This is a genomic window from Flavobacterium sp. SLB02, assembly GCF_009664855.1.
GTDB lineage: Bacteria > Bacteroidota > Bacteroidia > Flavobacteriales > Flavobacteriaceae > Flavobacterium.
Window position 1 is genome coordinate 5809896 of the sequence record NZ_CP045928.1, and the last position, 14271, is coordinate 5824166.

A 14271-nucleotide genomic window follows, 5' to 3' on the forward strand; every position below is an offset into this window, starting at 1 on the left:
CCCTTATGGAATTCATTATCGGTTTGAAAAAGATGAAATAATTGTTATCGGTGTTTTTCATACTTCTCGTTATCCTAAAAATTGGACAAAAGATTAAGCGATAAGTGAAAAACTTAAAAACTTAGCGACTCAGAATCTTAGCATCTTAGAAAACCCCATTGTAAATATCTCATTTTAAGTCCATATTTTTATATTATCATACAAAACCTGCTAAATTTGTTAAGAAATCCTTTTTTGTTTCATAAAATGCAATATTTTTTTTGGTGCACTGAAATTAATTTATACATTCGCAGAGAATTTATTGAAAAACACAAACAAAATGTCTAATAACCGTTTTTATTTTAGCAACTCTTTTTATTTCTTCTTTAGTAGAAGTGAGGATTGTGCTATGGTTATTTGAGAAAATTTAAAAGACAAATAAAACTAATATACAATCCTGATGAAAATCAGGATTTTTTTTTGAATATATGACAACTAAAATTGCAATACAAGGTATTAAAGGTTCTTTTCATCATCAGGTAGTGAAAGAGTATTTCTCTGAAAATGTGGCTATTGATGAGTGTTTGTCTTTTGAAGAATTGGTTGATAGCCTGCTTTCAGGAAAATCTGATCAGGCAGTAATGGCGATAGAAAATTCGATTGCAGGGCCAATTATTCCGAATTATGCCTTGATTGATAAGAATAATTTACACATCATTGGAGAGCATTATCTAAATATTAGTCAAAATTTAATGACGCTGAAAGGGCAGAAAATTGAAGATGTAAAAGAAGTTCATTCGCATCCAATGGCAATTTTACAATGTATGGATTTCTTAAAACAATATCCGAACATTAAGTTGGTTGAAGACAAAGATACCGCTGAAACAGCAAGAAGAATTCAGGAAAAACAATTAACCGGAATTGCTGCCATTGGAAGTAAAGTAGCTTCAGAAATGTATGATCTTGATATTATTGCGCCGGAAATTCAAACGATCAAAAACAATATGACCCGTTTTGTGATTATCAAAAAGCAAAATTCATTTTTGCCTGAAAACGAAATCAACAGAGCGTCAATCAAATTTGAATTGGATCACAAAAGAGGAAGTTTAGCAGCAGTTTTGAATGTCATGAGCGATTGTAAACTGAATTTGACAAAAATTCAATCATTACCAAAAATTGAAACTCCCTGGAAATATTCATTTTTCGTAGATGTGACATTTGAGAAATACGAAGATTTTGCAAAAGCCAAATCGTTATTGAATATTATGGCAGAATATTTTAAAGTATTAGGAGAATATAAGAATACTAAGCCTTAAAAAAAGGAAATTCCAATTGTCAGGCTGAGCGAAGTCGAAGCCCGAAAAGTTATAAAATAAAAAAAAGCCTAAAGCATACAGCTTAAAGCCTAAAGCAAATTTAAAAATGATTACAACAGCAAAAAGATTAGATACAGTTGAAGAATACTACTTCTCCTCAAAATTGAGAGAAGTTCGTCAACTGCAGTCTGAAGGAAAATCTATCATCAATATGGGAATTGGAAGCCCTGATTTGAGTCCGTCGAAAGCAGTAATTGAAGCGGTTGCCGCAGCAATTCAGGATGAAAACGGGCATGGTTATCAGAGCTATCAGGGATTACCGGAATTGAGAAAAGGGATGGCAGATTTTTATCAGAATCAGTTTGGTGTTGAATTAAATCCGAATAATGAGATTTTGCCTTTAATGGGTTCGAAAGAAGGAATCATGCATATTTCGCTTGCATTTTTAAATGAAGGTGATCACGTTTTAATTCCGAATCCGGGTTATCCAACGTATACTTCGGTAACTAATTTGGTGGGAGCAGTTCCGGTTTATTATGATCTGAAAGAAACAAATGCCTGGGAACCGGATTTTGAAGCTCTGGAAAAATTAGAGCTCGAGAAAGTAAAAATTATGTGGCTGGGATATCCGCACATGCCAACAGGAGCAAGAGGAAGTTTAGCGTTATTTGAAAAATTGGTTGCTTTTGCTAAAAAACACAACATATTATTGGTTAATGATAATCCGTATAGTTTTGTTTTGAATGATAACCCAATGAGTTTATTGCAGGTTGAAGGCGCAAAAGAAGTGGCTTTAGAATTGAATTCACTTAGTAAAACGTTCAACATGGCTGGCTGGAGAGTGGGAATGGTTTTAGGAAATCCTGAAATTATCGATGCAGTTCTAAAAGTAAAAAGCAACATGGACAGCGGAATGTTCTACGGAATTCAGAAAGGTGCTGTTGCAGCGTTGAATTGTGATAAATCATGGTTCGAAGACCAAAACAAAATTTACAGACGCCGCAGAGAATTAACAGAAAAATTAGCAGAAAAATTAGGCTGCGAAGTTTATAAAGAAGGAGTCGGGCTTTTTGTCTGGGCAAAATTGCCGGAAGGAATTGAATCAGCAGAAAAGTTCATTGACGAAATATTATACGAGAAACATATCTTCATAACACCGGGAACAATCTTCGGAAGTAATGGTGAAGGATATATCAGATTCTCGTTGTGTGTGAAAGAAGAAAAAGTACAAGAAGCGATTGACCGATTTTAAATTTTAGATTTTAGAATGTCAGGCTGAGCGAAGTCGAAGCCCGTTCCAATTGGAATTTGGAATTTTAAAATTTTGGAATTTATAAAGAAGCTTTACTTCTAATAAAAAGAATTATGAAAGTATACGTAATAGGAATAGGGTTAATAGGCGGTTCGATGGTGCTGGACATCAAAGACCAACATCCTGATGCCACTATTTTTGGAATAGACAATAATGAAAAACACTTGCAGGAAGCAATTGATTTAGGTGTTATTGATCAGGCAGGAAGTTTTGAAGAATTGGCCGATGCTGATTTTGTAATTGTTTCGGTTCCTGTGGATGTGGCGCTGGTGGTTTTACCTAAAGTGTTGGATTTAGTTGGAGATAAAACAATTGTTTTTGAAGTAGGTTCGACTAAAAAACCAATTTGTGATGCTGTTGCCAGTCACCCAAAAAGAAGAAATTTTATTGCAACGCATCCTATAGCAGGAACGGAGTTCTCAGGACCTTCGGCAGCGATAAGAGGTTTGTTTAAAGGAAAGACAAACATTATTTGTGAGGTGGAAAAAACCACTTTTAAATTGCAGGAAAAGGCGTTAAAGCTTTTTAGCGAAATAGGAATGAGGATTCGATATATGGACCCAACTTCGCACGACAAACATATTGCTTACGTTTCGCATTTGTCGCATATTAGTTCGTTTATGCTCGGGAAAACGGTAATGAACAAAGAAAAAGACGAGCAGGATATTTTTGATATGGCCGGAAGTGGATTTGAAAGTACGGTTCGTTTAGCAAAAAGTTCTCCTGCAATGTGGACACCAATTTTTAAGCAGAACAAGGAACATGTTATCGAAACATTAGAAGAATATATCTCAAATCTGAGTCGGTTTAGGGATTTGTTAAAAGACGAAAATTACAATGCCATTTTTGAAGAAATGGAAAGCACGAATAAAATCAAAGAAATATTAAACGGATTAACAACAACTAAGAAATAAATTAAAATTAAGATGGAAAATAAGAAAGAAATGAGAAAGTGGTTAGAAGATTTCAATTTAAATCACCCACTTGTGATAGCAGGACCATGTAGTGCAGAAACAGAAGATCAGGTATTGAAAATTGCTCACGAATTGAAAGATTCAAAAGTTAGTGTATTCAGAGCAGGGATCTGGAAACCAAGAACGCGTCCGGGAGGATTTGAAGGTGTTGGAGAAATTGGTTTGAAATGGTTACAAAAAGCAAAAGCTGAAACAGGTTTATTAATGGGTACTGAAGTTGCAACTGCAGCGCATTGTAAACTGGCTTTAGAACATGATATCGACGTTTTATGGGTTGGTGCCCGTACAACTGCAAACCCTTTCGCAGTTCAGGAAATTGCTGATACGTTGAAAGGAACTGATAAAATCGTTTTGGTTAAAAACCCTGTAAACCCTGATTTAGCTTTATGGTTAGGTGGTGTTGAGCGTTTACACATGGCTGGAATCGAGAAATTAGGAGTTATTCACAGAGGTTTCTCTACTTACGAGAAAACAAAATACAGAAATATCCCGGAATGGCAAATTGCTATCGAATTGCAAAATAAATTCCCTGATTTACCATTAATTATCGATCCATCTCACATTACAGGAGATCGTAAAATGATTTTCGAAGTAACACAAGAGGCTTTAGATTTGAATTACGATGGTATGATTATCGAAACGCACTACGATCCGGACAACGCTTGGTCTGATGCTGCTCAACAAGTTACTCCTGATGCTTTGAAACAAATCATTAAAGATTTGACGATTAGAAAAACAGATGATACTACAGATGAGTACAGTTCAAAAATGACTAAACTAAGAGCTAATATAGACGTTCTTGATGCTAATTTATTAGAGTTATTAGGAAAACGTATGAAAGTAGCTGACGAAATTGGTCAGGTGAAAAAAGATGCAAACGTAGCAATTCTTCAAAACAACCGTTGGAACGAAATCTTAGGAAAAATGATTCTTGAAGGTGAGAAAAAAGGTCTTACTGAAGAGTTCGTTTTAAGAATGTTCAAAGCAATTCACCAGGAAAGTATTGGTCACCAGGAGAAAATTTTCAATGCATAATTTTTTCTAAACCATATAAGTGATATAAGTTAATTTAAGTTTTATTAAAACTTTTTTAAAATTTTCTTATAGCATTATTTAAAAATAGATTGTTTTTTTTTAAGAATCTCCGGCACTTTGTACAAAAAGTGTTGGAGATTTTTTATTTTTTTTAAAAGTTGTAAATCAGGATTTTATATATAAACATAGCCCCCGGTTTCAACCGTGGAGACGCAATGCATGTTCGCAATCTTTTGTGAGCGCATTGCATATTTATAATCTTTGTCCCCACGGTTGAAACCCGTGGGCTATATTTTACAAGGTTTTTAATTTTAATCTTAGGCTAATATTTTCTTATATAACTTATATGGTTTAAATTTTTTATAACCCATTCCAACCTTTTTAGATTTTATGTTCTCTATACAATTATAGAACCTTAACTCTCGTGTTATGAAATCAAAATTATGTTTGTCTCAGCCAGGAATTTTTCAAGTAAACTTGAAAATGTTATTTTATTTGATATTGTTTTTAGGAACAAAATCCTTTGCACAAAGCCCCGAACTTACAGTAAAAGGTGATGAAGCTGAAAAGGTTAGAATGAATAAACTAATTGTGAATGTAAAAGTGGTGGGAAATATTGCTTACACCACTGCCGAAATGCATTTCTTTAATTCAGGAGCCCGCCAGATGGAGGCGGAACTTATTTTTCCGTTGCCCGAAAATGTTTCGGTTTCTAGATATGCTATTGATATTAATGGTAAAATGCGTGAAGCCGTTCCGGTAAATAAAAATAAAGGGAAACAGGTTTTTGAAGCGATCGAGCATCGTCGTGTCGACCCGGGATTACTGGAGAAAGTAGACGGAAATAATTTCAGAACCAGAATTTATCCGTTGATGCCGAACGGAGAACGAACTGTAATCATTGGCTACGAAGAAGAACTTTCTGCTTTTGATAAAGAGAATCTGGCGTATCAATTAGTGAGTCGTTATCCTAAAAAACTGGATAATTTTGAAATGAATGTTTCGGTTTTAGGAACTGCAGCATCACCAACAGTGGCCGAGAATTCCGGTGATGAAATTGCTTTTTCAAAATGGAATCAATCTTTTCAGACTTCCATCAAAAAAGAAAATTATCAGCCTTCTGAAAAATTAGTTTTTAAAATTCCAATTCAACAAAATACGCCAAGTGTTATCATGCAGAATGTTGGCGGACAGCATTATTTTTACGGAAATACTTTTATCGAAGGAAATAAAATAGCCAAGAAAAATCCAGCTTCGATTGGTTTAATTTGGGATAATTCACTGAGTTGTAAAACACGAGATTTCAAAAAGGAATTGGCTTTGCTTGATGCTTATTTTCAGAAAATAAAAAACACAAAAGTTACTTTGTATTTTTTAAATTATGGTTTTGAAAAGCAAAATGAATACGTAATTACCAACGGAAACTGGGGAGCATTAAAAGCTGTTTTAGAAAATACCAAATACGATGGAGGAACTCGTTTTTCACAAATAAACTTTATGAATAACGACGAATATTTGTTTTTTTCTGACGGATTTTCGTCTTTAAGTGACAACGTTTTGCCAAAAACTAAAAAGCCTCTTTATACTATTACTTCATCCGTTTCTGCTGATTTTTCTTTCTTGAACTATTCATCAATGCAAACAGGCGGTAATTTTATCAACTTAAATCAGGTAAATCAAGAAAATGCTTTAGATAAATTGGTAAATACAAATTTGAAGTTTTTAGGAATAAAAGAAAACTATACTGTGAGCGATTTGTTTCCTATTGAAGGGACTTCGGTTTCAGAAAGTTTTAGTTTTTCAGGAATTTCTTTGAATCCAAAAAATGAAGTCACCTTATTATTTGGTTATAATAATGAAGCTGTTTTAGAGCGAAAAATAACGCTGGATGCTGCTGTTCAAAATACAAATGATGTGAATGTTGAAAAACTTTGGGCGCAGAAAAAAATAGCCAATCTTGATTTTCAGTATGCTAAAAATGCTGATGAAATTGAACTTTTAGGAAAGAAATATGGCATTATAACCAAGAATACCTCGTTGATTGTTCTGGAAGATATTCGGGATTATATTTCTTACGATATTATAGCGCCGGCCGAATTGCGTGCTGAATTTGACAGAATTAAAAAACAGGAAAACGTTAATAATCTGGCGCAACAAAAGAATAATTGGGAAAGTATTGAAAGTTATTTTGAAGGTTTAAATAATTGGTGGAAAAAAGATATCAAATATTCAATTCCAAAACCGTTGCCAAAGCCCAAAGTTCAAAAAAATAGAAGATTAGTTAATAATACGTTAAGCAGAAATTCACGCAGAAGTGCAAGTCCAGTTTCAACCAGAAGTACAAATGTTGCAGCGGGTAAAGTTGAAGGGACTGTTTTAGATCAGCAAGGAATACCTTTGCCGGGTGTAACTGTAACATTAAGAGGAGAAAGAGAAGGAGTTTATACTGATTTTGATGGTAAATTTGTAATTATAGCAGCCGAAAATAGTACGCTTAACTTTAGTTATATTGGTTTTGACTCTTATCAGTTGAATAGAGGAATGAATAATAAGTTTACAGTAGTATTGCGAGAGAATTCAGTACAATTAGAATCTGTTGTTGTAACGTCATCCAGAAGTATTAAAGGCGATGCTGATGCTGTGATGACAGTTGATGAGCCAGTTGGTTCAGGACCTGTAATGAATATAGTGGAAGAAGCTTCGGCAGCTGTAGAGTCTTCAGACAAAAAAGCAGAATCTGAGTTAAAAGAAGTGACTGTTGTAGGTTATGGAACGGTTAAAAAAGCTGAGGTCTCTTATTCTGTACAAACAATTTCGTCTGAGAATATTTCTAAAAACACCAATGTATCCCAGGCGCTTGCGGGTAAAGTTGCAGGAGTTCAAATAAGTCAAGCGACAGAAGGTGATACAACTTTAAATAAAGAAATTTTATTAAGTGAAGATGCTAAAAAAGATTTGATTGTAGAAAGTAGCGATTCTAATGTAATCGAAAATCAGCCTAAAACCTGGAATCCGGATCGATTATATCTTAAAGCTTTAGCATCGGCACCAAAAGATAAACAGTACGAATTGTATTTTGAATTAAGAAAAACGCAGGAAAGAAACCCGAGTTTTTATTTTGATGTAGCACATTTTTTCTACAATCAGGGAGACACTAAAAAAGCATTGCAGGTAATTAGTAATATTGCCGATTTAGGTTTGGAAAATCATCAGCTTTATAAAACGCTTACCTATACTTTACGTCAATGGAAATCTTATGAGGATGCATTATATACAGCAAAACAAATTGCTAAATGGAGAGCGCACGAACCACAGAGTCTAAGAGATTATGCATTGGCTCTGGAAGATGCAGGAAAGTATCAGGATGCTTTTGATGAATTGATTAAAGCACTGGAAGTAAATTATTACGGAGAAATGAGGGGGCAGTACGAAGGTGTAGAAGATATTATTTTAATGGATATTAATCGATTAACAATCCAACACAAAGGTTTGAAAACAGGTAAACTTGATGAAAAATATTTGGAGAAAATGCCGGTTGATATCAGAATAATTATGAGCTGGAACCAAATGGATGTCGATCTTGATTTACATGTTATTGAACCAAATGGAGAAGAATGTTACTACAGTCATACCGAAACAGAAGCAGGAGCAAGATTCTCAAAAGATTTTACAGAAGGTTATGGGCCGGAACAATATTTAATTCGAAATGCTCTTAAAGGAAAATATCAAGTTAAAACTAATTATTTTGGCGAAAGAGAGTTAACCGAAAGTGGTCCTGCAAGCGTTATGGTAGAAATTTATACTACAAGAGCAGGGAAGATTACAAAAGCTTTAAAGACAATTCAGTTAGGAAAAATCAAAGAAAATGAAATTTTAGCCGAAATTGTTTGGTAAATGAGTCAGTTTTAGAGTCAGTTTTTTAATTTTAAAAGGCGAAGTTGCGTTGTTCAATTCTAAAAACGTAATTTTGCCTTTTATTTTTTAGTTCGAAGAGCAATCTAAAATCTAAAATCAAAAACCTAAAATTAAAGAATGACAGGACTCGTATATAAATCTACAGGAAGTTGGTACACTGTAAAATCTGAAAATGGCGATTTTATAGAATGCCGTATGAAAGGGAAGTTTAGGATGAAAGGTATCAAGAGCACCAATCCTATTGCTGTAGGTGATATTGTCGATTATGAACTCGAAGAAACCTCTGATGCCTTGACCGGAACGATTTTTAATATTCACGAAAGAAAGAATTATATCGTTCGTAAATCGGTTAATTTATCACATCAAATGCATATTATCGCGTCGAATATTGATCGTGTATTCTTATTGATTACGATAAATAATCCGCCCACAACTTTCAACTTTATAGATCGTTTTTTGGTAACTGCTGAAGCCTATAATATCGAAACAATTTTGGTTTTTAATAAAATAGATACTTTTGATGAGCTAACGCTAGAAGATCAATTGTATATGCAATACGTGTATCAGCAAATTGGGTATAAATGTCTTCGTGTTTCTTCTACCGAAATGAAAGGTGTTGAGGAATTAAAAGAAATGATGATTGGTAAGGTAAGCATGTTCTCAGGACATTCAGGTGTTGGAAAATCGACTTTGGTAAATGCGATGGAGCCATCTTTACATCTTAAAACCAAAACCATTTCAGAAGCCAGTAAACAAGGTCAGCACACGACTACTTTTGCCGAAATGTATGATTTATCTTTTAATGCCAAAATTATCGATACTCCAGGAATTAAAGGTTTCGGAATCGTCGATATGGAGAAAGAAGAAATCAGTGGTTATTTCCCTGAATTTTTCAAATTAAAAGATCAGTGTAAATTCAATAACTGTCTGCATAAAGAAGAACCTCATTGCGCTATAAAAGCTGCTTTAGAGAGAGACGAGATCGCCTGGTCACGTTACAATAGTTACTTAAAGATCTTAGAAGGCGACGACGAAAATTATCGTACAGATTCGTATGATGAAGATCGTAAAGCGAGTGATGAATTGAGGAAATAAAAAATAAATTCCAATTTCTTAAAATTGCTTCGCCTGTTCGCTAACGCTCGGGTCCAAATTCCAAATCAAAAATTATCGACAAAGTTTGAATGTAGAGATACACAGCAGTGCATCTAACGCTAAGAATTTAAAATCTTTAATCCGTGTAATCTGTGGCTAAATAATTCACAATTTATAATTCACAATTCATATGAAAGTTGTTCTTCAAAGAGTTTCCCAGGCATCAGTTACAGTTGATGAAAAAAAAGTAGCTGATATTCAAAAAGGTTTATTGGTTTTGGTGGGAATTGAAGATCTGGATACTCAGGAAGATATTGATTGGCTGGTGGGGAAAATCATTAAAATGAGAATTTTTGGCGATGAAAACGATGTCATGAACTGCTCGGTTCAGGATATCAACGGCGATATTATTGTCGTGAGTCAGTTTACGCTTCACGCTTCTACAAAAAAAGGAAACAGACCGTCTTACATAAAAGCGGCAAAATCCGAATTTGCGATTCCAATGTATGAGAATTTCGTAAAATCTTTAGAAATAGAATTCAATAAAAAAGTGCAAACCGGAATTTTCGGTGCTGATATGAAGGTTAGTCTCTTAAATGACGGGCCTGTAACGATTTTAATTGACAGCAAAAACAAAGATTAAAAAATCATTAGACGAGTGTTAAAAATTTCTAAAAATAATATATATTTGGCGAAATTACTTACTAATGAAATTTACTTTTTCGGGATTATTTTTTTTCTTATTTCCCCTTATTCTTTCAGCTCAAAAGAGCGAATATGCTGTAACAGCGATTTCTGATAGTCTTAAAGAGAATGCCAATGCTGTTGTTCGTTTGGATCAAATGGATATTGCTATTGTTTCGCAGAGAAGCATGAATATCAAAGTACAGCGAGTTGTGACGGTATTAAACGAAAAAGGTCTTAGCGATATTGGTGCTTATCAGCACTATGATAAATCAACAGGAGTAAAAAGTATCGAAGCAATTGTTTATGATATATCGGGCAAAGAAATCAAAAAAATAAAACGAAAAGATTTTAAGGATCAAAGTGCAGTCAGCGGTAGTACTCTTTTTTCGGATAACCGTGTACTTTATTTAGATTATACTCCAATTTCATATCCTTTTACTGTTGTTTATGCCAGCGAAATCGAAAGTTCAACTACTGCTTTTACACCCCGATGGTATTTTTTAAGTGATTATAATCTGAGTGTCGAGAAATGTATTTTAAATGTTTCTTTTCCAAATGATCTTGGATTTAAAAAGAAGGAGTTTTCTTTTTCTGACTTTAATATAAAGAAAACTATTGATACCGATACAAAACTAAGTTATGTTGCTCTTAATATTTTAGCCAGAAAAGTAGAAGATTATAGTCCGTCTACTGATGATCTTTTTCCGAAAGTAATGATGGGCTTAGAAAAATTTCATTTAGAAGGTGTTGATGGTACTGCCACAACATGGGAAGCATTTGGTAAATGGTATGGTGATAAAATCTTAACAGGAACAACTACTTTGCCTGAAGAAACAAAAACTAAAATAAAAGCACTAGTTGGAGATGAAAAAGATCCTATAAAAAAAGCAAAGATCATTTACGATTATGTACAAAAAAAATCAAGATATGTAAATATTGCTGTAGGTATTGGTGGTTGGAAACCAATGCTTGCCAGTGATGTAGATCGTTTAGGTTACGGAGATTGTAAGGCATTATCTAATTATACAAAGGCGCTTTTACAGGTTGTAGATGTTCCGTCGTACAATACTATTTTATATGGAGATCGCTACAAATCAAATATTCAGTCTGATTTTGTTTCGATGCAGGGAAATCACATGATTTTGGCTGTTCCAAATGGAAATCATTATACATGGTTAGAATGTACAAGTCAGGATGATCCTTTTGGATATCAGGGAACTTTTACAGATGATCGTGATGTTTTGATTATTAAACCGGAAGGCGGAGAAATCGTGAGAACCAAAGTGTATGAAGATATTGGAAATACCCAGATAGATAAAGGAACTTATACGATAGACGAAAACGGCAATTTTTTCGGCTCGATTATAATAACTTCAGAAGGTTCTCAATACAGTTCGAAAACTAAAATCGAAACATTACAGCCAACAGAAAAGGAATCTCATTATAAAGACTATTGGAGTAATATCAATAATTTGAAATTAGGAAAAATAACTTTTAGCAATAACAAAGAAAATGTACAATTTACTGAAAATGTACAAGTAAGTGCAATAAACTATGCGTCAATTTCTGCTAATAAAATGATTTTTACGGTAGACGCTTTCAATCAAACTTCCGGGAATATAAAGAGAATCCGCAATAGAAAAAATCCATTTCAAATTCAGCGTGGATATTTAGATACAGATGAAATCGAAATTAATTTACCAGCAGGTTTTTCGATAGAATTTTTGCCTTCAAATTTTGAATTGAAAGGAAAATTTGGAGAATACAAAACCGAAATCATCAAAAAAGAAAACAATAAACTGATGTACAAACGCTCTATGTTTTTAAATAAAGGGAAATATTCTAATAAAGAATACGATGAATACCGTCTTTTTATGGAGCAGGTTTCAAGAAACGATAACGCCAAAATTATTTTAACTAAAAACTAATTAAAACCAGAACCAACGAATGAAAATTACCAAACTTTTTAGTCTTTCACTTCTATTGCTGTTTATTACGAATGTAAAAGGGCAGGAATTTAAATTAGGAAAAGTATCCATTGCAGAATTAGAACAAAAGGTACATCCCAAAGATTCATCGGCAGTCGCCGCAATTTTGTATAAAAAGGGAAGAACCAGAATAGAATATGATGTAAATAATGGTTTTGTGACCGTAGCAGAAGTAGAGACCAGAATTAAAATTTATAAAAAGGAGGGCTACGACTGGGCAAATCAAAATGTTTGGTATTACAACCAGCCTGATTTTAAAGAGAAAGTAAATTTCTCTGATGCGGTTACTTATAATTTAGTTGATGGTAAAATTGAAAAGACAAAACTAAAGAGCGAAGGAGTTTTTGATGAAGTTGTAGATAAATTTAGAGGTCAGAAAAAAATAACAATGCCTAATGTCAAAGAAGGTTCTGTTATTGAATTTAGCTATACGATAAAAAGCCCAAATGGTCAGATGATTAGAGAGTGGAATTTTCAAACCAGTATTCCGGTGAATTATTCTGAGTTTTCAACTTATATTCCAGAATATTATGTCTTTAATGCAAGACAAAAGGGATATGCTTTTCCTAAGAAAACTGAAGTTACAAATCAAAGATCTATTGTTTTTACAAATAAAGATAGAGATAGTGAGTATATACATACCAAAACAACATTTTCTACAAGTAAAGTAGATTATAAAGAAACGCAGACTACATATCTTGCTGTAGATTTCCCGGCGATGAAAGAGGAAGCTTATGTGAATAATATTGATAATTATACCTCAAGTATTCAGCATGAATTATCACTAACAAAATTTCCACAGGCAGAGGTGAAAATGTATTCTGTAGATTGGGAGTCAGTGGTGCATACAATTTATAAGGATATTGGTTCTGAGTTGAATAAGACCGGATATTTTGAGGAGGATTTGAAAAAGAAATTAGAAGGGAAAAATACAAGCGAAGAAAGAATATTGGTGGTTTTAGATCATGTAAAAGCAAATGTAAAATGGAATGAATATTTAGGATATAGCTGTGATAATGGTGTTAAAAAAGCATACAAAGAAAAAACAGGAAACATTGCTGATATCAATCTAATGCTAACCGCTATGTTGCGTTACGCAGGCTTAACCGCAAATCCGGTTTTGGTAAGTACACGTTCTAACGGAATCTCAATTTTCCCAAACAGAACTGCTTTTAATTATGTTATTGCCGCGGTTGAAACTCCAAACGGAAGTATTTTATTAGATGCCTCTGATAAATTTTCAACGCCTAACATTTTACCACTTAGAGCTTTAAATTGGTATGGTCGATTGATTAGAAAAGACGGAACCTCTGAAGAGGTGGATTTGATGCCTAAAAAATCATCAAACGACGTTGTTTTTATGAGTTATAGTATTGATCCAGAGGGAAAGGTAACAGGAAAAACAAGAAGGCAATGTACCGATTATAATGCTATGATCACAAGAAAAAACATTAATGGATTTAAAGAAGAAGAGTATTTAGAAAAACTGGAGAATAGTAATAACAAAATAGAAATTAGCGACTATTCAAGAACAAACGAAAAAGAATTATTGTTGCCTACAATGGAAACATATTCATTTACTGGAAATAATTTGTGCGATGTTATTGGTGGGAAAATTTATGTAAATCCTATGTTGTTTTTTACAAACGAAAAAAATCCTTTCAAGCAAGATGTGAGAGAATACCCGGTCGATTTTGGATTTCCTTTTACAGACAAATACAACATAACTCTTCAAATTCCTGAAGGTTTTACAACAGAAGTTTTACCTGCGCCAGCGATTATTAATATGGAGGATAATTTAGGGAGTTTTAGGTTTAATATTGCTCCAGCAGGAAACTCATTGCAAATAATTATTCAGCATCAAATTAACGAGGCAATTGTATCTACTGAAAAGTACGAAATGCTAAAGGAATATTATAAAACTATGATTGCAAAACAAACAGAAAAAATTGTTTTAAAAAGAATCTAAT

At 33.5% G+C, this 14271-nt stretch carries 9 protein-coding genes; all 9 read left to right on the top strand.

The features are described 5' to 3' along the window. Nucleotides 1-467: 467 nt before the first annotated feature. Nucleotides 468-1295 carry a prephenate dehydratase gene (locus GIY83_RS22210; protein ID WP_194617777.1) on the top strand — a complete coding sequence of 276 codons (828 nt, stop codon included), beginning with the start codon at nt 468-470 and terminating at the stop codon, nt 1293-1295. 106 nt (nt 1296-1401) lie between these two features. Next, nucleotides 1402-2547 (top strand): pyridoxal phosphate-dependent aminotransferase, encoded by a 1146-nt coding sequence (locus tag GIY83_RS22215; RefSeq protein WP_194617778.1) that lies wholly within the window; start codon nt 1402-1404, stop codon nt 2545-2547. 113 nt (nt 2548-2660) lie between these two features. Then, nucleotides 2661-3521, top strand: coding sequence for a prephenate dehydrogenase (locus GIY83_RS22220; protein ID WP_208683491.1), 861 nt, complete (start codon nt 2661-2663; stop codon nt 3519-3521). Between the two features lie 12 nt (nt 3522-3533). Next, on the top strand, nt 3534-4616 hold the full coding sequence (locus tag GIY83_RS22225) for a bifunctional 3-deoxy-7-phosphoheptulonate synthase/chorismate mutase type II (RefSeq protein WP_029270594.1): 1083 nt from the start codon (nt 3534-3536) through the stop codon (nt 4614-4616). Between the two features lie 429 nt (nt 4617-5045). After that, nucleotides 5046-8510 (top strand): VIT domain-containing protein, encoded by a 3465-nt coding sequence (locus GIY83_RS25030; protein WP_229029154.1) that lies wholly within the window; start codon nt 5046-5048, stop codon nt 8508-8510. Between the two features lie 138 nt (nt 8511-8648). Continuing rightward, a complete protein-coding gene (gene rsgA / locus GIY83_RS22245; RefSeq protein WP_208683493.1) occupies nt 8649-9626 on the top strand; it encodes a ribosome small subunit-dependent GTPase A in 978 nt (325 codons plus the stop codon). Between the two features lie 190 nt (nt 9627-9816). Then, nucleotides 9817-10269 (top strand): D-aminoacyl-tRNA deacylase, encoded by a 453-nt coding sequence (gene dtd / locus GIY83_RS22250; RefSeq protein WP_208683496.1) that lies wholly within the window; start codon nt 9817-9819, stop codon nt 10267-10269. A 64-nt stretch (nt 10270-10333) separates the two neighbouring features. Then, nucleotides 10334-12241: a DUF3857 domain-containing protein gene (locus tag GIY83_RS22255; protein ID WP_208683498.1), complete on the top strand. Its 1908-nt coding sequence runs from the start codon at nt 10334-10336 to the stop codon at nt 12239-12241. Nucleotides 12242-12260: 19 nt separating this feature from the next. Continuing rightward, on the top strand, nt 12261-14270 hold the full coding sequence (locus GIY83_RS22260; RefSeq protein ID WP_208683500.1) for a DUF3857 domain-containing protein: 2010 nt from the start codon (nt 12261-12263) through the stop codon (nt 14268-14270). Nucleotide 14271 lies beyond the last annotated feature (1 nt).

What these genes read in the sequence shown, in the direction of transcription:
- GIY83_RS22210 (WP_194617777.1), top strand. Translation starts at nt 468, where the DNA reads ATGACAACTAAAATTGCAATACAAGGTATTAAAGGTTCTTTTCATCAT.
- GIY83_RS22215 (WP_194617778.1), top strand. Translation starts at nt 1,402, where the DNA reads ATGATTACAACAGCAAAAAGATTAGATACAGTTGAAGAATACTACTTC.
- GIY83_RS22220 (WP_208683491.1), top strand. Translation starts at nt 2,661, where the DNA reads ATGAAAGTATACGTAATAGGAATAGGGTTAATAGGCGGTTCGATGGTG.
- GIY83_RS22225 (WP_029270594.1), top strand. Translation starts at nt 3,534, where the DNA reads ATGGAAAATAAGAAAGAAATGAGAAAGTGGTTAGAAGATTTCAATTTA.
- GIY83_RS25030 (WP_229029154.1), top strand. Translation starts at nt 5,046, where the DNA reads ATGAAATCAAAATTATGTTTGTCTCAGCCAGGAATTTTTCAAGTAAAC.
- rsgA (WP_208683493.1), top strand. Translation starts at nt 8,649, where the DNA reads ATGACAGGACTCGTATATAAATCTACAGGAAGTTGGTACACTGTAAAA.
- dtd (WP_208683496.1), top strand. Translation starts at nt 9,817, where the DNA reads ATGAAAGTTGTTCTTCAAAGAGTTTCCCAGGCATCAGTTACAGTTGAT.
- GIY83_RS22255 (WP_208683498.1), top strand. Translation starts at nt 10,334, where the DNA reads ATGAAATTTACTTTTTCGGGATTATTTTTTTTCTTATTTCCCCTTATT.
- GIY83_RS22260 (WP_208683500.1), top strand. Translation starts at nt 12,261, where the DNA reads ATGAAAATTACCAAACTTTTTAGTCTTTCACTTCTATTGCTGTTTATT.